Here is a 22518-nt window from a genome sequence, read left to right on the forward strand (position 1 = left end):
ACCGGCAACCGTTAATAGCGGTTCTAGGGTTCAAATCCCTATCCCTCCACCACCATTAGAAAGCCCGCTGAGAAATCAGCGGGCTTTTTTCTTATCTGCTTCAAATCATTATGTATCAGCCAAATATTTACACATTCATTTAATTCACTTGCGGATACTGTCAGAGCTTCCTAAATCATCTCATTAGGCTGTTTGCTAACAAAGTTAATGAAGCTCTTGGATAAGTAAAATCGAGCTGATATCAGCTTACATAGTGATAAATAAGAGACAACTTGATGTGCGGAGAAGGTTACTTACTAAGTAACTTTATGGTGTTCAGAACCTTCTGTACCAGTTGTTCGCTTAGTCGATTTTTCTTATCTTAAACTCACTTGTTAGCACTGAGTCGTACTCTTTTCCTGTGTACTTGGTATTGAAGATACTTTTGTTTTGCTCTGTCTGTTCTGAAGATATTCCTATCCATTGTGCAAATGTGTCTGAAAAGTCTCTCAGATTGTATTTGACCGAATGTATTTTCGTTTCTTGTGGGTCATTACTCATTGCTATGAAAGGTACTTCTACTGCCTGCCTAGAAAAATGTGAGCCAGTACCGTGAATTAGATACGGTGGAACGTTTACAGACGTTAGGCCATGATCCGAAAAATAAATGATTTTATATGTTTTATCATGCATCGTGAGTAAGTCTCTAAGCTTCTCTATAAAAGCCACGCCATAAGCCACTGATTTTGAATAGCATTCTAGGTATTTGTTATCTGAGGGTTTTAGTGAAACCTCTTCATCAAATCTCTTACAAAAGTCATAGTGTGACCCCATGGTATGAATGAAAATGACTTTCGGTTTATTAGTTTCTTCACGAATCGCCTTGATCACTTCTGGTAGGAGAATATTATCGGGTTCAGCTTTATCATAAGACGTATTTTTATAATATTGGTAATGAGCCCTACTCGCGATTGCGGATACCTGTGTCTCGTATTGCCCGATCTTAGCTTGATTTGATATCCAATAAGTTTTCATTCCAGCATCATTAGCAAGATCTATCACATTTAAGCCTTTATCATGCCTGTTTACATCTAGGCTCTTTGATAATATTCGAGGAACTGAAAAATATGTAACAACGGATGGGGAAATAACACCATTAAATATTTCTGCTCCTTTTATCTTTCCATTCTCTTCGTTATACGATGGGTAATAATTTTTAATCACAGATTCACCGATATTTACGATATAAATATCCTTTAATATCTTATTTGTATGGACGTTCTCCCATTTTGAAGAGATTATTGATTTTCCTCCTTCGAGAAGAGATAGTTCATAATATAAAGAAATAGGTTTAATAACTGTAATTAGTCCTAAAAAACTAAACCACACTTCATGATGGATTGTTTTTAAGTATTCTTCATTGAGGTATGTCGTCTTTTTATTATCATGTAAGCTATAAAATTTTGTGATTAATATACTGGAAAATAATATTAACATAATTAATGAAAATGACTTACCAACCTTTCCTAAGGTAATGTTAAATGATAAAAAAAGTAGAATGGAAAATATAGTAATCTTTACATATGTTATGACGCTAATGATTTTTATATGTTCAAGTGCTTCACCTCGATTAGACTCTAAAACCGAACCTAAGACACCTAAATCTAAGCTGAGAGAGTTTAACCTTAAGTAGAAGTCGAAAGTCATTATTACCGTGAGAAGAAGAAATACAAATCTATTACCGACAAATGCTATTATAGTTGCTATAAATAACATGTTTAAACTCAATATTGACAGGGTAAACCATACATTATCATCAGCCCCAGTTCTCAACAGGTAAAATGTCATGATACTTAAAGGAATCAGAGTCTTAATATCAATATTTTGTCTAGTTCTCATATGTTTTTGGGTAGCTTTTTTTATCGGCCCTTCGATGAGTGTAGTCATTGATGTATGGAGAGGCAACGTAAAGGCATATCCAAATACGCACAATAATATCTCCAATATTATCGTTAATTCAGGCAGTTTGATTGCACATGCCGGCGGGGGAATCGATGGTTTTAAATATACAAACTCCTTAGAGGCTGTAGAGAAGTCGATAGAAAGTGGTTTTAAGATGATAGAGCTAGATCTTCTTGTATCGTCGGATGGAAAGATCGTCGCTGTTCATGACTGGAAGTCTTTTCACGAAATGACAAATTCTAATAATACTGGGTCTATTAGCTATAAAGAATTTGAATCAAAGATAATTTATGATAAATATAAAACATTAAATATATCGACAGCTATTGATATTATAGATGAAAATGGCGTGGTATTAGTTACGGACAAAATAGAAAATCTTGTACTATTATCAAAAAGTATAATTGATAAAGAAAAATCTATTGTCGAAGTTTTTAGTTTGAAGAAATATAATGAAGCAATAAGATTAGGGTTCAATAACGTTGCATTAAATATAGATTTAAATACGCCATTTGTTATTGATTGGATTGAATTGAATAAAATAAGAGCTGTAACTTATCGAGGTGATAACCTCAGTTCGCTTGGGAATGAATATAAAAAGGCTATCACACTGAGTAATATGGGGATCTCAGCGATGATATATTCAAGCAATGATTTGGATTTGGACACTATCAAAGCGTATGGGATCGTTAATTTCGCGATATATGTCGATTTTGTTCTTCCATCAGATGAACTCTAAGATTGCAGGTTATCTAAAAAGCAGAGCGTCATCGCCCTGCTTTGATGTCGAATTAAATGTTCTTTGGAGATTGCTTGGTTGATGAGCTCCCGAATTGCCTATTTGGCAAGCTTAGCCTCAACTTGTCCTAAAGCGCGTTGGTACATAAACCATGCACACGTTCCGGCAAACACATTACCTATCATGGCACCCCAGAACAGACCTTCAATTCCAGCCAGATGAGAGCCAATCCATAAGCAAGGCAAGAAGAAAGCGAACAGACGCAGTGCTGAAATTGTTAATGCGGTATAAGACTTACCTAGGGCGTTCGAAACCGACACCATAAGCATGCAAATACCCAAAGGACCAAGGCTGATTGGGACAATCATGAGGTGATAGTTGAGGATTGTGGTCACTTCACTATCGCTCGTCATTAATCCTGCTAGTCCACTTGAGAATACCCACGTAACAAGCGCAATTACGACTTGAAAGCCAAGCACAAAGGTTGCGGCAATCTTGATCAAGCTGCGAATATCAGTCAGGTTCTTTTCTCCCAACATGCGACCAACCATTGGTGGCATCGACATGGTCAAGGCAAGCACCGCAACAATCGAGAAGAATTCAAAACGAGAACCCAGAGCCCAAGCTGCAACGGCAGCCGTACCGTAGCCTGCCAGCAGTTTAGTCGCCAACATAGAGGATACAGGTGGAAGCAATTGACTTACCATTGCAGGCCCCATGATGTTGCCAATTGAGCGAACACTCTTGCCGATATCAAGATCGTGCCAGTCGAACGTCATCCAATGTTTCTTGGTTACTTTGGGCGCCACGATAAAGATGCCTGCACCAAAAGCTAAGATGGTCGCGATAGCCGCACCATTGATGCCCATGTCGAGAGTAAAGATAAAAATCGGGTCGAATATTAGGTTGATGATACTGGTTGCGATCATCATCGAACCGGGCAGCATAGTATTACCGTTGGCACGACACACACTGTAGTAAAAGTAGAGCAGTGCACCTGTCCAAGAACTGACTAGCCAATAGATCCAGTAAGAATCAATGATCGGTAATACCGTCGGTGGCGCATCCAACAACTGTAAAATTGGCCCACGCAGCAGATAGATGATGACGGAGAAAAGCGCGACACTCACACTGCCCATCGCAACCACCAATCCACCTAGCTGCTTGGCGTAGCGTATTTCGTTAGCACCAATTGCACGAGCAATTACTGCTGTAGTCGCAATGCCTAACCCGACTTGAATACCAATGATGATCATCTGTATTGGAAGCGTGAAGCCTTGAACAGCCAGCGGTAGCACGCCCAGTTGGCCAATAAAAGCACTGTCTACAAGCTGGAAGCTCATTAGGGAAAGTACCCCAAACAGCATTGGCCATGTCATGGTATAGAGTTGTCGGCCAAGTGAAGGCGTGGGAGTTGCGGTAGTAGAATTCATATTAATCTTTTTGGTCTTTAAGATAGACTCACAGCGGTAAACGTCGAGCTGTGAAGAATTGTGTAAAGGATAACGTAAGGTCAGCGCGATACCAATGTTTGTTATGATAGGCAGGTTATCTTTGTTGGCTTTCGGTGAACAAAAAAGCCAGTCGCAATGACTGGCTTTGTAGTGTCTACTTTTCGTTGTATTTACTTGTTGGCGCTAAGCGTTACTTGTTCGCAACGTTACCAAGCTTCAACCACGTGTCGATAACCGTATCTGGATTCAACGAAACAGAGCTGATGCCTTGCTCCATTAACCACTCAGCTAGGTCGTCGTGGTCAGATGGGCCTTGACCACAAATACCCACGTACTTACCTGCTTTAGCTGCTGCATCGATTGCCATTTTCAGCATCGCTTTAACTGCTGGATTACGCTCGTCGAATAAGTGCGCAACGTCACCTGAATCTCGATCTAGGCCAAGTGTCAGCTGTGTCATGTCGTTCGAACCAATAGAGAAGCCATCGAAGTACTTCAAGAACTCTTCAGCCAGAATTGCATTCGATGGTAGCTCACACATCATGATGACTTTCAGGCCTTGGTCACCACGGCGAAGGTCGAACTTAGCCAAAATATCGATAACCGATGCCGCTTCGCTTGGAGTACGAACGAATGGGATCATGATTTCAACGTTCTTAAGACCCATTTCGTTGCGAACACGTTTTATCGCTTGAGTCTCTAGCTCGAAACAGTCTTCGAATACTGGCGAGATGTAACGAGATGCGCCACGGAAGCCCAACATTGGATTCTCTTCATGTGGTTCAAACGTTTTACCTCCGACTAGGTTACTGTACTCGTTCGACTTAAAGTCAGACATACGCACGATCACACGCTTAGGCCAGAATGCAGATGCGATAGTCGCGATGCCTTCTGTTAGTTTGCTTACGTAGAAATCGATTGGATCTTTGTAGCCGCGAATACGTTCGCTGATTTCTGCTTTTAGCTCGTCAGTTTGTTCATCGAAGTTCAATAGGGCTTTCGGGTGAATACCGATCATTTTGTTGATGATGAACTCTAAACGAGCAAGGCCAACACCTTCGTTTGGAATCTGTGCGAAGTCGAAGGCGCGATCTGGGTTACCCACGTTCATCATTACTTTGGTTGGCAGCATTGGTAGCTCATCAACTTCAGAACGTTTGATTTCGAAGTCGAGCTCGCCTTGGTAAACGTAGCCAGTTTCACCTTCAGAACATGACACTGTCACGGTGTCACCGTCGTTTAGGTTACTTGTCGCTGTACCACAGCCAACGATTGCAGGAATGCCTAGCTCACGAGCGATGATTGCTGCGTGACAAGTACGGCCGCCACGGTTAGTGACAATCGCAGAGGCTTTCTTCATAACAGGTTCCCAGTCTGGGTCTGTCATGTCTGTTACCAGTACGTCGCCTTCTTGAACCAGTGACATTTGGTCTAGTGAGTCAACCAAACGAACCGGGCCTGAGCCGATACGTTGACCGATAGCACGGCCTTCAACTAAGACATCAGCCTTGTTGTTTAGCTCGTAACGCTCGATAACGTTTTGGTCGCTTTGAGAACATACAGTCTCTGGGCGAGCTTGAACAATGTATAGCTTGCCGTCGATACCATCTTTTGCCCACTCAATGTCCATCGGACGTTGGTAGTGCTTCTCGATGATCATCGCTTGTTTTGCTAGTTCTTTGATCTCTTCATCGTTCAGTGAGAACTCGTTACGCTCTTGAGTATCGGTGTCGATGATATCAACTTGCTTGCCAATCTCTTGGTTGGTTGAGTAGATCATCTTGATCAGCTTAGAACCAAACGTCTTCTTAACGATTGGGTAGTGACCCGCTTCTAACATTGGCTTGTGGACGTAGAACTCATCTGGGTTCACAGCGCCTTGTACAACCATTTCGCCGAGACCCCAAGAAGAAGTGATGAACACGACTTGGTCGAAGCCTGACTCTGTATCAAGTGTGAACATGACACCTGAAGAGGCTTTGTCTGAGCGAACCATGCGTTGAATGCCCGCAGACAATGAAATGCCACGGTGGTCAAAGCCTTGGTGTACACGGTAAGAGATAGCGCGGTCGTTAAACAGAGAAGCGTAAACGTGCTTGGTTGCTTCTAGTACAGCGTCGATGCCTTTCACGTTAAGGAAGGTCTCTTGCTGGCCTGCGAAAGATGCGTCCGGAAGATCTTCTGCAGTTGCAGATGAACGCACAGCTACAGACAATTCTTCGTTGTCTTCGATTAGCTCGCGGTAGTTATCACGGATGTCTTGCTCTAGTGATTCTGGGAAGGGGGCGTCTAGAACCCACTGTCGAATCGTTGCACCTGTCTTACGCAGTGCGTCAACGTCTTCAACATCAAGTTCATCAAGTAGTTGGTGGATGCGCTCATCTAGACCTTTGTAATCAAGAAAGTCGTTAAACGCATACGAAGTGGTAGCAAAACCATTAGGTACAGAAACACCAGCATTGGATAGGTTAGAAACCATCTCGCCCAGTGAGGCGTTCTTACCGCCGACTTTGTCGACATCTTCCATGGATAGGCCATTGAACCATAGGGTATTATTTTGCATTTATTTCTCCAGAAACATAGCAAGCATTGTAGGGATTTAAAGGCAAACGATTACGTATCAGTTTAAAAAAATGTAAATTATTTTTTAAAGCTGTGGGGGACGTAATAGTCAGCAGGGTTTTTTTATATATATTATGGTTCCCATCCTACTCAAAATAATTTTAAACATTAAATAAAAAATGCAAATTGATATTCAAAGTCGTGATGTATTCTATGTTTCTGATGGAACGGCCATAACATGTGAGACTTTAGGGCATGTTGTTCTAGGTCAATTCCCGTTCAAAGCCAATGAAAAAACCTTCCCGTTTGTGGAAAGTGAGGACAAACTTTCTGATTTATTAAAAGAGATCGAAATTTCGTATCGCGATAATGGAGTCGAACCATTGGTGTTCTTTTCGATTGTGATACCTGACATCAAAGTGAAATTGCTTCAAGCGCCTGCTCACTGTTATGACGTGTTGGAAAGCATCGTGCAGAAAGTACAGGATGACATTCAGATGGCTCCTGTTCCCAAATTGCAGCGCTCACGCAGTGTAAATAAGGACTCAGTGAAGTATTTCGACCGTATTGCTGCGATTGAGTACACCTTGGCTCATGATGATGGCATCACGCTCAAAGGGCTGGAAGAAGCCGACATCATCTTGTTAGGTGTATCTCGAAGCGGTAAGACACCAACAAGCTTGTACATGGCGATGCAGTTTGGTCTGCGTGTAGCGAACTATCCATTCATCCATGATGATTTAGCGCGCTTGAAGCTGCTACCTGAGTTTGAGATATACCGACACAAGTTGTTTGGTTTAACGATTGACGCAGAAAGGCTGACTGAGATTCGTGAGAACCGTTTAGCGGGCAGTGAATACGCGAGTGATTCGCAATGTTTGTATGAGCTACAAACCGTAGAGGCGATGTTCCGCAGAGAGGCTGTGCCGTACATCAATACCTCATCGTTATCGGTTGAAGAGATTTCAACGCGAATCTTAGAGCGAACTGGCTTGAGACGCCGGCTGCTTTAGCGTGTTATCGACGATACCTAAATTGTGATTTCATTGCGTCTGTTATAAGGAGCAGTGAAGTCGCTTTTTCTGTTATTCATATCTGCTACATCCAACCTTCCCCTCTCTCATTGTTAGATCTTTCCTCTAAAATACTTATGAAAAAATAGCTTATTTCTTTGCCTATTTACCGGATGTGTACCTATTGTTTAGAGAACGGTTAACTAAATAACCGATAATTATTACAAATACATACGTCAGTTCATCAACAGGTTAGGGAAAACAGTTTATGAATATATCAGAGCTTACTATTCGCAGTAGGTTACTTTTCGGTAATGTCATCACGGTAAGCATTTTAGTTACGCTGTGCGTCGTCGTGTGGAATTCGATTAAAACGTTGAATAGCACCGATGCAATGGTTACGCATACCTACCAGGTGATTGATCAATCCAATCGCTTGGTTAATTCGATGGTCGACCAAGAGACAGGCTTGCGAGGTTATGCGATCGGTGGCCAGGAAGAGTATCTAGAACCTTACCATGCAGGTAAGCAGACTTTTGAAGAGAGCTTATCGACAGTAAAAATGCTCACTAGTGACAACCCTGCTCAGCAACAACGATTTGATGAAGTAAATCGAGCAGCTATGGAATGGCAGAAGTATGCTCAAGAAGTTATTGTTTTACGTAAGAGTATCCATGATGGACAGGCTTACGTTAACCAACTCCAAGCATTGATCGCGAGTGGTGTCGGTAAAGAGAAAATGGATAACCTGCGAGCTGAGATTGCTACAGGGCGTTACCTAAATGGCGAGGCTCTTATTAATCACATGGTAAACATGGAAACAGGTTTACGTGGATTTATGCTAAATCGTGAAGAAGCTTTTTTAGAACCTTACCATCAAGGCAAATCGAAAGTTGATAAGCAGCTAGCGTCTATGGGGAATAGCCAACTATCGCGTGATATTCAATCATGGATTGACGATTATGCATCGAGCGCGATTACATTGGTGCGTGAATCCAACCGATTTAGTTCCATTGATGAACTTTACGTTAAGCTTGCCAAAAAGCAGGGCAAGCAATATATGGATGGCTTGCGTAATAAAGTGGCTGAAATCATTAACGTCGAGCAAGTACTCATGGTTGAAAGAAAAGAGGCAGCAAGCTCAGCCTCCGATTTAGCTCTGATGGTACTCGTTGTTGGTGGTGTATCTTCAGTCGTATTCTGTTTCGGTTTCGGTGCTTTGATCTCTCGAAATATCACCTCACAGATAAACTACGTTATCGGTGTCGCTAAGCAACTAGCGAAAGGGGATCTCACCGTAAATATTGAAAAAGGTGCGAAGAATGAAATTGGAGAGTTAACCAACGCGTTGAAAGCAACCGCAGAAAGCTTAAAAACAATCATTGGCAACATGATGGTTGCAAGTGAGCGATTGAGTAGTTCATCAACTCAGCTCACCAATATTACGGTGACTACGAATAGCGGTGCAAATGAGCAAATGTTGATGACAGATCAAGTTGCTGTTGCGATGAACCAGATGTCTATATCCGTTCAAGAAGTCGCAAGAAATGCTGTTGATACTGCTCAATCAGCAAGTGAAGCGAGTGAGGAAGCGATGCAAGGTTTGACCGTAGTGCAAGAGACAACGATGAGCATTAATTCTTTGGAGTCTGAGATCGAAAGCACGATGGATCGTCTTGAAGATCTTTCCCGTGAAGCCACCAATATTGGCGGTATTCTTGATGTGATATTAGATATTGCCGCTCAAACTAACTTGCTTGCATTAAATGCAGCTATTGAGGCTGCGAGAGCGGGAGAGCAAGGAAAAGGCTTTGCTGTTGTCGCTGATGAAGTGCGAAGTCTTGCTCAACGAACACAAGATTCGACCTCTGAGATACAAGGCTTAATTGAGCGCTTACAGCTTGGGACGAAAGATGTAGTGAACAGCATGCAGAAAAGCAGTGATATTGCCAAGAAGAGTGTAGAGAATGCTGAGAAATCAGGGCAAGCTTTTGATGTTATTACTCGTTCCATTAATAGTATCTCTGATATGAGTACGCAGAGTGCCAGTGCCTCAGAAGAGCAGAGTGTCACGGTAGAACAGATTAATCAGAATGTAGTGAATGTTAGCCGTATTACTAAAGAAAGCGTTGTGGGTGCTGAACAAACGGTAGAGTCGAGCCAAGAACTAGTGAACTTATCGGAACAACTTCAAAACATTGTTGGTCAATTTAAAGTGAAGAATGTCAGCTGAGAAAACCGTGAAGGAGCTAGAGTGTTTAAACCAGCACAAGAAGTGAAATATCCAGCATTTACTCAATGATATGAGGTGACTTCACTTCACTCACTTTCAGAAAGGAAAAAGCAGCCTTGATGCATGTTTGTATCGAGGCTGCCTTGTTTCTAGCGTGTACTTTAGTCTCTAAGCTACTATGTCATTTTAGCTGAGACGACTAACGCAGTAAGCTGATATCGAGCACTTTGCTTTTGTTCTCCATCCAGCGGTTCAAGTCATGTGGCCACTCTATTGTCGCCTCTGCGTAGAAGCCACGAAGCATCGAGAAATACACTGCTTGGTCGATAAGAGGCTGTGATGACTCACTATTCTCTAGATCCAGTAAGAGCTCGGCATCTTTCAGTAATGGGTTAATCAGTTGAACGAACTGAGGTGTCTTTTCTAAGAGCTCTTGAAAGTTAAAACCTTCAGTTTCTTTACTGGCACGCCAAGCTTCTTTGGCTCCTGGAGAGCGATATTCAGCCAAGTCGAGGTTACACCAGCGTGGGCGTCCAATCTGTTGAGTTAGCGGGAATGCGTGAGCTTGGAATACAGTGACTTGCTCTGATGGCACACGCTGCTCATCGCTTGATTTCAAATCCAAGAAGTACGCGATGATATCTAAGCTCTCAGCCATGATAGAACCGTCGTCTTTTTGTAACACAGGCACCATCTTTTTACCGATCAAATCGATAAGGGTTTGGGCATCATCATAATCCACAGAAACAAGTTCGATGTTTAAGCCTAGAGATTGAGCGATGTAGGCTACTCGTGCGCAGAAAGGGCAGTGGTCGTAAATATAAAGCTTCATAGCTTCCTTTAGTTCAGGTAATTACAAATATAAGATAATGCTAATGTACCAGAAAGTCTTGCAAATACTAAGCTTCAATAGACGCTAAGTCTCAATAAACGTTAAGCACCAATAAACTGTAGGTATTAACAAACAACAAGTACTTGATGCAAATAGTCTTTGATTCATTCAATTGTCTGTTGGAGCTAGTTTTACTGCAATGAGTAAACTAATGGGAGGCTGGTAAGGGATTGTAGGTATAAAAAAGGCCCTGGCTGTTCACTCTAATGCAGAAGAGTGAAATCAGCCAAGGCCTCAATTTTGTTACCTTTAGCAGAGTGACTACTAAAAGAGCGGAGCGGTTAGACTATGCTTTTTTAAGGTCTTTTGCAGGGTAAGTAAGCGTCATTATTGCGCCTTCTACTGTTGTAACGTGAACGTAGCCGCCACCAGCACTTAGGCCAATTACTACCATTTCACCTAGCTCAACACCTTTTGTTGCTACAACGCGATCATCAACTGAAAACACTTTACACACCTTCAATAAATTAAATTAATACGATAGATATCGAACGCGGATTTAAACAGATGGTACCCCAATCGACTAATCCGGTTGTTTGTCGTAAAGATTAAATTTAGTTATGCATAAATCGGTATTTATTAAAAATCAGCTGGTTACCCTAGCAGTGATGTTATTTATCGGCTGGATAAACGACACCGACTTGCTGACGCATCTCTGTAATTAACTTGGCAACAGTTAAAGCGCGTTGTTGGGCGTGAGCTTGAGTTTCTTTATCACCCTCAATGCAGCTTACAAAGCCTTGTGCCTCATAACTCATTGAGTTCTCGCTTTGTGCTTGAGTGAGGTTTTCAATGCTGCCATCACGGTAGCGGATCTTAACATCAGTACATTCAGCGATGTGATCGATGATGATTGCTCCTTGCTCGCCTTGGATCTCGCTTGGTGCGTAAGAGTCGCTGACTTTGGAGTGAGCAAGCGTCACGTCAAACTCAGGATACTGGAAGATCGCACAACCATGCGCATCCACACCGGAATCAAGTAGCTTTGCAGAAGCCTGTGCATTTTTGGGTTTGCCAAATAGCGCGACTGTCGCGGCAACACAGTAGAAGCCAATATCGACTAATGAGCCGTTAGAAAAAGCAGGATTGAAGGTGTTTGGGTTCTCACCGTTTAGGTATTTTTGGTAGCGCGATGAATATTGGCAGTAATTGATGTGTGCCTTATGTACCTTGCCAATCTTTTCTAACCCAAGTTGAACTTGCTTAAAGTTCGGTAGGAATTGAGATTTATACGCCTCAAACAACACTACACCGTTTTGCTGAGCAACCTCAAACATTCGGGTTGCTTCATCAATATTCGATGCGACAGGCTTCTCACAGATGACATGCTTGCCGTTTTCCATCATGAAGATAGATTGCTCGCAATGCAGCGAGTTTGGTGAAGCGATGTACACGGCTTCAACAGTTTTGTCATTTGCCAATGCGTCGAGTGAATCATAAGTTGTTTCAACGTCAAATTCTTGAGCGAACTGTACCGCGCTGTCTAGGTTTCGAGAGTAAACCGCAGCAAGTTGCATCGATTGAGATTCGTGAGCAGCTTGAACAAACTTTTGTGTAATCCAATTGGTTCCAATTACAGCAAACTTAATCATAGTGGTATCCAGTTGTTAGCGTATTGATTCTGCAGAGATAGTAGCACTCAACGCCTAGCAATGTGCCCGAGATTTACGGAACAATTTCCCCAAATTTAGTACCTAATATTAATAATCAGCCTTCACTGAGCGTCTGGGTTGATCAGTGTAACGGTGCACAACTAAGCCATTTTTGCTAAGGTATTATGGAATTCAAATAAGGTAATAATATGCAAATCCGGACCGCCAAGGTAACTGATATTAGCTCGATCTTGGAGCTCTCTGAGCAGATAAACCGTCAACATCATCTAGGTGCGCCTATGGTGTTTGCACCAGTTTCACAGAGCCGGGCCGATAGTGAAGAGTATTGGTTAGGCTTAATGCTTGATCCGGTTGGTGCTTTCTTTGTTGCTGTTGATGATCAGCAGGTGATCGGCTTTTTAGCGGGGAAAGTAACGCAGAACAAAGGTGTCAGTTTCATTCAGTCTCACAAGGTGGCAAGAGTTAATACGATTGTGGTGAATGATCAGACTCAGAGCCAAGGTGTCGGTAGAGCATTAATGAAGTCATTCAATCAATGGGCGCAAGCGAGTGGCGCGATCGAACTTCGATTGGAAGTGATGGAGTTTAATCAGCAAGCTCAGGGTTTTTATGAGTCGTTGGGGATGGAAACCCAGTCACGAACCATGTCCATGCGTTTTGAGGAGCTCTAACGGTGCATCTGTTTTTGCCTTTATCACTGTGTTTACTGTTTGTGACTTCGAGTGTATACGCTGAGAAGGTTGTCGTTGAAAAGATCGTATCTGACGCGACGGCTATCGAAACTATCGTATTTGAATCGACATCTGCTCACTCTCAACGTGTCTCGACTTCTTCCTCTAGTTCAACCTCTTCAGTGAGCTCAAACTCCAAACATGTGATTGTTGTGGATGATGTTCTCAAAAGTGATTCTGGTGAACAAGTTGCTCAGCTATCTCAAGGTTCATCTAAACGTTCGCCTCAAAGTTCCTCTCGGCAGTTTTACAACGTACCGGATATCGATTCTGAGGTAGATTCGTTGTCGCAAGTGGTCACCTTGGTCAAAGTCGATAAATCGAAACGTAGGATGTATCTGCTTAAAGGCGAAAAGGTGATTCAGGAGTTTCGTATTGCGCTAGGCAAACAACCGAAAGGGCATAAACGCTTTGAAGGGGACAACCGAACGCCGGAAGGGACATACCAGCTCGATTATGTGATGGAAGAGTCGGACTTTTATCGCTCAGTACATATTAACTATCCGCAACCTTCAGATATGCAATGGGCAGAGCAAAATGATGTTGATCCTGGGGGGAACATCAAGATCCACGGTATCAAAAATGGTGAGCGTCGTTCGCCTAGTTTTATTCAAAGCTTTGATTGGACGGATGGCTGTATCGCATTAACCAATCAAGATATGGATGAATTTCTCCAACTTGTAAAAATGGGTACCCCTATCCATATCGAATGGTAGGTATCGGTACCCAATTTTCCTGAACAGCACCGCTAGAGCCAGTTACAGCAAGACTCGACCTGCACTGAATATCGCAATCACGATGAGCAGGGCAATGGTGACTGGTTTGAACTTCGCTCCGCCAAACCTCTCGAACAGTTTAGAACCGACATAGCCGCCAAACATGCTACTTGGTAGGAGTGCTAGAGTAAGCCAGACCACATCACGGTCGACTAACCCCGCGATAGATGCCGATACAAACGCACTGGAATCTGCCAACACAAAGAACGCAATCAGGCCTGCTCTGGCAATGTGGGGTGCGACTGGGCTTGCCAATGCATGCGTGCCAATCGGAGGCCCTGACATTGAAGCCGCGCCGTTCATTACACCCGCAAGGCTGCCCAGAATATAGGGAGCAAATCTAGGTTCACTTTTGTACTGGAACCCTTTGTAGATCATAAGTGCAGACGCAAAAATGAAGGCACTAATGATCAAAATTATTGTATCTTGGCTAACAGACTTGAGCAGAAGTAAGCCGACCGGAGTGAAGGCTAGACAAGGGATAAACACCTTTGAAACCCAGCGCCAATTGACGTGTTTTCGAACCTTCGGTAGCAATTGGATATTGCCCAATAGGTCGATAAGCATGAAAACAGGAACCAGTTCGATAACGGGCACGAATAACGCACTCAACGGCAATGCCACTAAAGTGAAACCGAAACCTGAGAAGCCACGAACAATAGCGGCGAAAATGAAGATTGCCCCCAAAATTGGGAAGATTGGACTAAAAATGAGATCCATAAATTAAGTAACCAATGAAGCTGTCTAAATAGAGCGAGCTAATGAAACCAAGTGAGTAGCGGAATGTACTCCTACTCACTTGTGTTTGCTACCTAATTTTAAGGTTTCCCGAGAGTTAATTTTAAAGTCTCTCGAGGCTGTTTTTGCAGTATTCGCGTGCTCAATTTATAGCGCTAAATTGATTCGGAAAATCAGTGAATACGGCATCGACTTCTGAGATGAGTTTGAAGTGAGATGGATCGTTGACGGTGTAGCACCATGTTTGAATGTTTGCTTCACTGAGCGTATTGAGATCGCTCTGATTTACATGCTCATAGTTCATGTGGCAACTGAATGCTTTAACCTCATTAATGAGCATAAGATCAGCTTGAGTCAGTTGCTCTGTGATCACACCGACGCGGTATCTCGGTAAGTGGCGAGCCATTTCAGCAACCACTTGATGGCTGAAGCTCGATAGTAAGACTTTATCGGTGTCCAAATTTGAGCGAATCAACTCTTCGTGCAGTAAATCAACGACATGAGGAGCTTGATGTCGGCTGTCGACTTTGATTTCGAGGTTGACGCTGAGATCATGTTGCTCAACAAGTGCAAGTAACTCTTCTAGCGTTAGTATTTTTTCTCCCGCGAACTGTTCAGATTTCCAACTTCCAAAATCAAGCTGACGCAGCTCTGCAAGAGTATGCTCGTCGACACGACCCTTGCCATCGCTGCAGCGCTCAAGGGTGTGGTCGTGACAAACCACAAGTTGATCATCCTGAGTCGGTTGAATATCTACTTCAATCCATTTCAAGCCGAGTTTAGCGGCTTGTTCAATGCTTGCTTTGGTGTTTTCTGGGTGAGTGCCTGCTACACCTCGATGACCTACGATGATAGACGACATAATTAATCCTTCTTGAATGCGCATCGTAAATAGTTATTAAATATCACTTTTCTCTTTTACGCTAGATTAATCGTTATATTGATTTGTCTAGAGGTTACTCTGCAAATTGAAGGTGTGCTCTAGTGGCACTGTTTTCGTTGTCCACATTAATGAAAAACCTCTCAATCGAGAGGTTTTAAAGTTCCGGTGTTAAAGACCAATATTTAGTGTGCGATATCGAGTTGGTTGTCTTTCACGCCGTTAATACGGAACCAACCTGCGATACTGAATCGCTCTGTGTTTGTCGGCAGTACCTCGTGTGGGAACTGTTCAGACAAGAACACAAATAGACGACCTGACTTTGGTGGAATGGTCGCGATATGGTTGTCTTTCAGATCGTAAACCACAAGCTCACCTGCGTCTTCTTCTGTCCACTCGTCATTCATGTAGAACACGGTAGTCAGACGGCGGTTCTCATTGCCTTTGAAGCAGTCTAAGTGCTTTTGGTAGAAATCACCTTTTTCGTATTTAGCAAAGTGCGCTTCGTACTCGAACAGACCCAAAAAGAACGCTTGGTTTGCCGCTAAACGAATTTGTTCCATCTTGTCTAGGAACAGAGAAGCTGGCTCGCCCATGTCGCGGCGTACCCACTGAATTTTGTCACTACGAATGGTCGACTCTCGTGTTACTTCATCGTTACGGCCAATCCTAGCCTTTTTCCAGTTCTCTGGAATGCAATCCCTCAATGCCACCACTTCTTCATGCGTTAAGAAGTCATCCCAAACAAAGTAACCTTGGGTAGAAAGAGCATCGATTAGTTGGTTCATGTATAGCACTCAGACAATAAATTAGAGGCGCATATATAGTCCTAATAACTCAGGGCAACAAATCACATGTTTTGTCGTCACGATAAATGGTGTTGGCAGCTTGAATCGTAAGGTTTATAGAGCAAGGTTTGCGGCAATGCGGCATTCGATAATGGTGAAAACTACCGGATGAAATAGATGAGTATTTTTGGAATGTGCTTCCATTGTTCTGAGTTGAATTGGATTTTAGTAACGTTGTGGATACCAATAGAAATCTTGATTGGAGCTCTCTATCTTGTTTGAGATTGTTGCTTTTAACAAAATAATCACAATTGGCTGTAAGTTTGCTATGGTGTAGGTCTGACCAGTTGATTTATCGCAAGGAGTGGGTTTGCAGCTGCATACCATTCAAGGCTACATCCAAGATATGTACTTGGTGGAGTATCCTGACAAATTACTGTTGCTCGATGGTGCATGTCGAGCCGACATCCCGCATTTGAAGACTTTCATTGAAACTGAGCTTATGCGTGATTTTTCTGATCTACACACGGTGGTGGTGACGCATATGCACCCAGACCATGCAGGCGCTGCGCATGCACTCAGAAAGCTGACTAATTGTTATTTGGTGGCAGCAAACCGAGACAAAGATTGGTATCACGGCATTGATGGTATTTTGATGCACTTGACTGATCTAGCCTTAGCAAGATGGATGGCGAACCGTTTAGGAAGACCCAAAGCGAACTTGTGGTATTCAAGAAAGTTGAAACCGGACTATAAGCTGTCGGATGGGGATAGTATTCCGGGGTTTGATGATTGGTTGGTTCTAGAAACGCCGGGTCATACCGACAGAGATCTTTCTGTCTATTGCCCATCACATAGCGTTGCTTATGTGGCTGATTTAATGGTCGAGGTTAAGAAGAAGCTGATTCCGCCTTTCCCTATCTTTCACCCTAACAAGTACCGAGAGTCAGTATCTCGTATCTATGACATGCAGCTGGATACTTTGCTAGTGGCGCATGGAGGACAAGTCGATTTTAGTGAGACAGCCTTTGAACACTTATTGATGAGCGCCCCAAGAAGACCTGTGACGCATTGGCGGGTAACCAAAATCAAAGCTAAGAAACTGCTGTTATCGATTTGGCGTTTTGGTTTGCAGTCTCATGGTAAATCCAAGAAATAGATAAGCCAAAGTAAAAAGCAGAAACTAGAAATTAAAGAATAGAACGCAATAAGGCCAGTCATGAGACTGGCCTTATATCGTTGTGACTAGCTTTAGTTATAACCTGTGGAGCGGTTACGATGACTCGGATTAGTGCGTCAGCAGGAATTCACCCGCTGGGTCAACAATCACTTTGTCACTCATGCCTTGGCGACCAAGCAGCATCATATAAGTCATATCTTGACGGTTGCTTAGCGTGATATCGATAGGCCATTCTTGACCACCCATTTTTAGCATGGTTTCAATCACACAACGGTGTTCAACTTCGCCGTTAGATGATTTGATTTTCTTACTTGTTTTCAGCTTCGCTTTGCAGCGTACTGTTTCTTCTAGGTGGTAAACGTCTGGGTGAAGATCGAATTCAACGAAGTTCTCACCGTCTGTTTTTACACATAGTAGATTGTCTACGTGTAGAGAAGAGGTTTTAGCCCCTGTATCAACACGTGTATGTAGTCCAGTTATCCCTAACTCTGGTAAGCAAAGTGCTTCAGTATTCCCTATGATCATTTTATTGTTCATGTTATTTCCAATCATGAGTTAACGGCGTTTAATCAGCCTTTGCCACGAGTACGGTTAGCGTTTGGTTTTGCATTTTTCTCGATGAATTCGAAAATCATGTCTGCTACATCTTTGCCAGTCGCTTTCTCAATACCTTCTAGGCCAGGAGAAGAGTTAACTTCCATTACAACAGGGCCATTCTTAGATTGTAGAATATCAACACCACATAGGTTTAAACCCATGATTTTCGCAGCATTGATTGCTGTAGCGCGCTCTTCTTTGGTTAGTTTAACCAGTTGAGCTGTACCGCCACGGTGCAGGTTAGAGCGGAATTCACCCTCACCAGCTTGACGCTTCATTGCCGCGATTACTTTGTTGCCAACAACAAAACAACGGATGTCTGCGCCATTTGCTTCTTCAATGAACTCTTGAACCAAGATGTTCGCTTTTAGGCCCATGAATGCTTCGATAACGCTTTCTGCTGCTTTGTTTGTTTCAGCTAAAACCACGCCGATACCTTGAGTACCTTCAAGAAGCTTGATAACCAGTGGTGCGCCACCTACGTTTTTGATCAAGTCTTGAATCTTGTCTGGGCGGCTAGCGAAACCTGTCTTTGGTAAGCCAATACCTTTACGAGACAACAGTTGTAGTGAGCGCAGTTTGTCGCGAGAACGGCTAATAGCAACTGACTCATTGATACAAAAAGTGCCCATCATTTCGAATTGGCGAACAACCGCAGTTCCGTAAAAGGTAATGGAAGCGCCAATACGTGGAATAACAGCATCGTATTGAGGTAGCTCTTCACCCATGTAGCGAATCTTCGGATTGTTACTCGCGATATCTATATCACAGTGCAGCGTGTCGATAACATCGACCTGGTGACCACGTGCCTCTCCAGCCGCTTTTAAGCGAGAAGTAGAGTATAGGTTTTCGTTGCGAGAAAGAATTGCGATACGCATGGCGTTTCCTTAGTTAATACCTGATTGGTAACTGCAAATAAATTAGTTATTAGCTGAGCTTTCAGTTTTTCTGAGGCTCTTTGCTTGCTTCGGGGCGAACCTTAAGGCTTTTCGTTTAACTAAGAAAACGAATTAAATTTGTCGAGTCGATAATAGAAATTTATCGAATGCGTGAGCGATTAGTACATCTGGGTTGAGAGGGGATTTGGAATGGAAAAGCGAGTTGAGACCTAACTCATATTGGGGGTAGGAGCATATTAGGTTGTACTCAACTCGCGTTAACTCGGTGCTTAAAAGTGTACTAATAACGCCAGTTACATAGCTCTATAAGTGTTCGTAGTGCTTCTCTTTCGAGCTTGCTACAGGTGCTTTTTAGCTTATTAAGATAGTATTTTCTCATGATGATTACTTCTCTTGTCTTGGGCTTTGGTAGGAACTCAAAGTTCCTTGCTGACCCATTAATTATGGTTATTTAATAGGAAGTAATAAACAGCTGATTTTTTAGATGATTGTTCCTGTTTTTGTCTTTTATCGTCACTTAAAGACAAATGTGTTTTATAATCGGCTTTATGAGGAAGGATTGTTTCTAAAAGGTTCATTATTTGTCTGATCTAAACATGATGCGTTACTACACTCGGCTGGATTTATTCGAGCCTCACATCTCACACTCGGTGACTTTAACTGAGGTCGCAGACAAGCTGTTTACCAGTTTGCGTCATGCACGAACCTTACTCGGCAAGATGCATCAAGCTGAATGGGTGGTGTGGGAGCCAAAAGTCGGAAGGAATCAACGTTCTAACCTGACATTGCGCTTTAGTAATCAACAATTGACGCAACATGTTGCCAGCAAGCTGATAGAGCAGGGCAAGTACGAAAAAGCACTCTCTATTTTGGATAATGACCGCTCAGTGTTTGGCTCTCTTCTCCAAGAAACATCCGGTGCGACGATGCGCGAAGGGTTACTGCACGTCCAATTAACCTACAAACGTAAGTTCGAAGATCTGTTCCCGCATCATATTCACCGCAGTAGTGAACGATTTTTGATCAGGCAAGTGTTCAGTTGTTTAGTGACTTGCAATGGCAAAGGCGAGCTGAAGCCTGAGCTGGCACATCATTGGCAATATGATGCTGAAAAGCTAGTTTGGACTTTCTATCTGCGCCCGGGACTTACTTTTCATGACGGGCAGTTTGTGGATGCTAAGCAATTAGTTTCGATGTTTTCTGCGTTGCAAACTTTACCTTTCTATCAGACAGAGCTCGCCCATGTCGCTTCGGTTTACAGTGAACAACCATTGAGGGTCAGCTTCCAACTCACCAAGGCAGATACCGGCTTTGCTGGTTTACTTGCTGGCGTTAAATATTCGATTCAACCCGCAGCGCAAGTCACCCGTGAACCGTCTCCATTAAGTTCTGTGACCCATGCTGTTATTGGAAGCGGCCCATTTAAAGTGGTTGAGACCAACAATGAACGAATCAAGCTCGCCGCATTTGAACATTATTATGGTTGCCGCTCTTTAACCGATGAGGTGACCATCTGGCAGTTTGAGGAATCAATGACGGGCACTGCTCGCTTCGATGGCAGCCAAATGCAGGTATCGCCTTATGAAGATTCATCTTGCTTCCATCAGTTAGGGAAAAGCGATGCGGAACTTGTTTCTGTAGATACAGACGGCCTTCGTAGCCGAGTCGAGGATGGGTGTCTGTTTATCCTATTCAATCAGAACTCAGCGGCCAGATCACTAAATAATGAGCAGCGCAAATACCTTTCAGAACTGACCAACCCACAAGCGATCTTGTCTCAGTTGGAACATAACAAGGGTCTGTTTAGTGTCTCTTTAGCTCAAAATATACTGCCAAGTTGGAAGAAATTGTATCGAACGCCTTCGAAAGATGCACAACTGCCACAAAAGATGAGTATTGCGGTTTATGACTATTATGCGTTGTATCGATGTGCGGTTTGCGTATCCGACATACTCAAACGATATGGTGTGGAAGTTGAGGTGAACACCTACAGTTTTCGAGAGTTGGCGGAGCTCTCTCAGAGTGGCGAGTTAAAGGAGGACTTGGTGCTGTTTAACTTGAATCTCGATGACAATGCCCCGTCTTCGCTGTTCTCTTGGATGATGAACGATCCTGTTTTGCATTCTGCTTTAGGAGAGATGAACAGTGATTGGCTCAAGCAGCGTTTGGATAGTCATAAAGCATCCGTTGAACTGCCTAATTACTTGGCAGAGTTAGAACCGATCGCGTCTACTCTGATCTCAGATTATTGGTTAGTGCCTATGTTTCATCACTTGCAGACCGTTCGTTTCCAAGGGATTCTGAAAAACGTGGCCATCACTAACTGGGGATGGCCAGATTTCAAGAATGTATGGTCTGCTGATTAATGCTTACCGAGTAGGATAAAGCGTTTTCAAAGTCGATTTTGGCATGCTTATATCTAGGTAAAACCAAATTCTACAAAAAACGCCACCGATTATTCGATTCGGTGGCGTTTTTTCGTTTTATTTTTAAGATCAGCTCTCTAAGTTCTGCGCCATTTTCTTTGCAATTTTCCTGAATTGCTCTAACTCATCTTCGGCCATGCCTTTGGTCATTCTCTTCAACATGTCTCGGTCTAGATCCGAAACCTTACTCATGACCTCTTGACCCTTATCGGTCAGAATCAATAACTGGCTGCGCTTGTCTTCTGGATTTGGAGACTTTTTCACAAGCTCTTGATTGATCAATGCATTAACTAATCTCGTGACCTGCGCTTTATCGCGGTTTAAGTAGTGCGCGATATCGATAGCCGTACATGGAGATTTCTTAGTAATGATCTTCATGACACGAATGTTCATGGGTGCGATCTCAGAATCCAAGCTCTCAATCTGTTCACTCATTTGACGTTTCAAAGAGTGTACTAAACGAAAGATAGACTCTAACGATGTGTTATCAGACATAAACGATCCTTAGAATATAGTTGACACTATCAACCATTGTATTTATAGTTGATATTATCAACTTAATTGTTCGTGAATTCAAGTTAGGAGACAGTAATGACGATGCAAACAATCACAGGCAAACACAATCACTACCGTATCACTATCGAAGAAGTGAGCATCAAGGAAGATCGTGAACTGCAAACCATGCAGTTTGAAATTGAAGATCGAGAAAACATGTTCGCGATTGTAGATAAGCTCAAGCAGGACAGTGGCTTAGATGAGCAATCCGCAACGAGACTAGGTGTAAGTATTCGCTTGCTGGGACCGTTGATGATGCAAGATAGAAAGCACCCTCTGTTTGTAGATTTCATGCCTCACTTCAGAAACTTCATGCAAAATCTTAAGAAGACGCTGAAAGGCGCGTAGCGCTTGTCCGGCAATGACATATTCAAAAAGCCAGCAAACTGATCATCAGGTGAAGTGACCCCGTAAAGTTGGACATTTCTGTTAAGCGGCTTTCAAGGCCTGAGTTCGATATTCTATCGGAGTCAGGCCTTTTAGTTTCACTTTTATACGTTT

Annotated in this window: 22 protein-coding genes; 9 read left to right on the forward strand and 13 right to left on the reverse strand. The window is 42.9% G+C overall.

The genetic code is table 11. The features are described 5' to 3' along the window. A partial coding sequence (locus QQ041_RS22360; protein WP_285955093.1) for a hypothetical protein occupies positions 1–187 on the forward strand: 187 nt, incomplete at its 5' end. 155 nt (positions 188–342) lie between these two features. On the opposite strand, the gene QQ041_RS22365 is transcribed toward QQ041_RS22360, so the two are convergent. Continuing rightward, a complete protein-coding gene (locus QQ041_RS22365; RefSeq protein WP_285955094.1) occupies positions 343–1755 on the reverse strand; it encodes a sulfatase-like hydrolase/transferase in 1413 nt (470 codons plus the stop codon). A 70-nt stretch (positions 1756–1825) separates the two neighbouring features. Between QQ041_RS22365 and QQ041_RS22370 the strand changes: the two genes are divergently transcribed. After that, a complete protein-coding gene (locus QQ041_RS22370) occupies positions 1826–2680 on the forward strand; it encodes a glycerophosphodiester phosphodiesterase family protein (protein WP_353057849.1) in 855 nt (284 codons plus the stop codon). Positions 2681–2778: 98 nt separating this feature from the next. Here the strand turns inward: QQ041_RS22370 and QQ041_RS22375 are convergent, their stop codons facing one another. Both QQ041_RS22375 and ppsA read right to left on the reverse strand, forming a co-directional pair. Next, positions 2779–4113, reverse strand: coding sequence for an MATE family efflux transporter (locus QQ041_RS22375; RefSeq protein WP_285955096.1), 1335 nt, complete (start codon positions 4111–4113; stop codon positions 2779–2781). Between the two features lie 211 nt (positions 4114–4324). Further along, positions 4325–6697, reverse strand: coding sequence for a phosphoenolpyruvate synthase (gene ppsA / locus QQ041_RS22380; protein ID WP_285955097.1), 2373 nt, complete (start codon positions 6695–6697; stop codon positions 4325–4327). A gap of 178 nt (positions 6698–6875) precedes the next feature. On the opposite strand from ppsA, the gene QQ041_RS22385 reads away from it, so the two are divergent. Continuing rightward, complete coding sequence (locus QQ041_RS22385; RefSeq protein WP_285955098.1) at positions 6876–7709, forward strand: pyruvate, water dikinase regulatory protein; 834 nt, start codon at positions 6876–6878, stop codon at positions 7707–7709. Between the two features lie 268 nt (positions 7710–7977). After that, positions 7978–9942 carry a CHASE3 domain-containing protein gene (locus tag QQ041_RS22390; protein WP_285955099.1) on the forward strand — a complete coding sequence of 655 codons (1965 nt, stop codon included), beginning with the start codon at positions 7978–7980 and terminating at the stop codon, positions 9940–9942. A 199-nt stretch (positions 9943–10141) separates the two neighbouring features. Here QQ041_RS22390 and grxB read toward each other — a convergent pair whose 3' ends face one another. The 3 genes from grxB to QQ041_RS22405 form a co-directional block, all read right to left on the reverse strand. Beyond that, positions 10142–10774: a glutaredoxin 2 gene (grxB, locus tag QQ041_RS22395; protein WP_285955100.1), complete on the reverse strand. Its 633-nt coding sequence runs from the start codon at positions 10772–10774 to the stop codon at positions 10142–10144. 346 nt (positions 10775–11120) lie between these two features. Further along, positions 11121–11282 (reverse strand): hypothetical protein, encoded by a 162-nt coding sequence (locus tag QQ041_RS22400; RefSeq protein WP_009846296.1) that lies wholly within the window; start codon positions 11280–11282, stop codon positions 11121–11123. Positions 11283–11445: 163 nt separating this feature from the next. Next, complete coding sequence (locus QQ041_RS22405; protein ID WP_239833989.1) at positions 11446–12426, reverse strand: Gfo/Idh/MocA family protein; 981 nt, start codon at positions 12424–12426, stop codon at positions 11446–11448. Between the two features lie 209 nt (positions 12427–12635). Here QQ041_RS22405 and QQ041_RS22410 point away from each other — a divergent pair, with 209 nt between their 5' ends. Beyond that, positions 12636–13118 (forward strand): GNAT family N-acetyltransferase, encoded by a 483-nt coding sequence (locus QQ041_RS22410; protein ID WP_146492706.1) that lies wholly within the window; start codon positions 12636–12638, stop codon positions 13116–13118. 2 nt (positions 13119–13120) lie between these two features. After that, positions 13121–13894 (forward strand): murein L,D-transpeptidase family protein, encoded by a 774-nt coding sequence (locus tag QQ041_RS22415; RefSeq protein WP_146492707.1) that lies wholly within the window; start codon positions 13121–13123, stop codon positions 13892–13894. A 42-nt stretch (positions 13895–13936) separates the two neighbouring features. On the opposite strand, the gene QQ041_RS22420 is transcribed toward QQ041_RS22415, so the two are convergent. The 3 genes from QQ041_RS22420 to QQ041_RS22430 form a co-directional block, all read right to left on the reverse strand. After that, positions 13937–14674, reverse strand: coding sequence for a sulfite exporter TauE/SafE family protein (locus tag QQ041_RS22420; protein WP_060981690.1), 738 nt, complete (start codon positions 14672–14674; stop codon positions 13937–13939). Between the two features lie 160 nt (positions 14675–14834). Further along, complete coding sequence (locus tag QQ041_RS22425; protein ID WP_285955101.1) at positions 14835–15554, reverse strand: glycerophosphodiester phosphodiesterase family protein; 720 nt, start codon at positions 15552–15554, stop codon at positions 14835–14837. Positions 15555–15757: 203 nt separating this feature from the next. Then, the gene (locus QQ041_RS22430) at positions 15758–16360 is read right to left on the reverse strand and encodes a 2OG-Fe(II) oxygenase (RefSeq protein ID WP_108020116.1); all 603 of its coding nucleotides are present in this window, start codon (positions 16358–16360) and stop codon (positions 15758–15760) included. Positions 16361–16730: 370 nt separating this feature from the next. Here QQ041_RS22430 and QQ041_RS22435 point away from each other — a divergent pair, with 370 nt between their 5' ends. Further along, entirely contained in the window at positions 16731–17519 is a 789-nt protein-coding gene (locus QQ041_RS22435; RefSeq protein ID WP_285955102.1) for an MBL fold metallo-hydrolase, read from the forward strand. 129 nt (positions 17520–17648) lie between these two features. Here the strand turns inward: QQ041_RS22435 and QQ041_RS22440 are convergent, their stop codons facing one another. Together QQ041_RS22440 and rimK are read right to left on the reverse strand one after the other, a co-directional pair. Then, the gene (locus tag QQ041_RS22440) at positions 17649–18077 is read right to left on the reverse strand and encodes a RimK/LysX family protein (RefSeq protein ID WP_048661634.1); all 429 of its coding nucleotides are present in this window, start codon (positions 18075–18077) and stop codon (positions 17649–17651) included. 32 nt (positions 18078–18109) lie between these two features. Then, complete coding sequence (rimK, locus tag QQ041_RS22445) at positions 18110–19015, reverse strand: 30S ribosomal protein S6--L-glutamate ligase (protein ID WP_019824669.1); 906 nt, start codon at positions 19013–19015, stop codon at positions 18110–18112. Positions 19016–19617: 602 nt separating this feature from the next. Here rimK and QQ041_RS22450 point away from each other — a divergent pair. Then, positions 19618–21402 carry an SgrR family transcriptional regulator gene (locus QQ041_RS22450; protein ID WP_285955103.1) on the forward strand — a complete coding sequence of 595 codons (1785 nt, stop codon included), beginning with the start codon at positions 19618–19620 and terminating at the stop codon, positions 21400–21402. Positions 21403–21531: 129 nt separating this feature from the next. Here the strand turns inward: QQ041_RS22450 and QQ041_RS22455 are convergent, their stop codons facing one another. Further along, positions 21532–21957 (reverse strand): MarR family winged helix-turn-helix transcriptional regulator, encoded by a 426-nt coding sequence (locus QQ041_RS22455; protein WP_146492711.1) that lies wholly within the window; start codon positions 21955–21957, stop codon positions 21532–21534. 102 nt (positions 21958–22059) lie between these two features. On the opposite strand from QQ041_RS22455, the gene QQ041_RS22460 reads away from it, so the two are divergent. After that, positions 22060–22365, forward strand: a complete 306-nt coding sequence (locus QQ041_RS22460) for a DUF3861 domain-containing protein (RefSeq protein WP_285955180.1) — start codon at positions 22060–22062, stop codon at positions 22363–22365. Positions 22366–22446: 81 nt separating this feature from the next. Here the strand turns inward: QQ041_RS22460 and QQ041_RS24215 are convergent. Further along, positions 22447–22518: IS3 family transposase (locus tag QQ041_RS24215; protein ID WP_353057852.1), on the reverse strand; the 72-nt coding region annotated here is incomplete at its 5' end.

This window comes from Vibrio sp. TMPB1044, assembly GCF_030442075.1.
Taxonomy (GTDB): Bacteria; Pseudomonadota; Gammaproteobacteria; order Enterobacterales; family Vibrionaceae; genus Vibrio; species Vibrio satsumensis.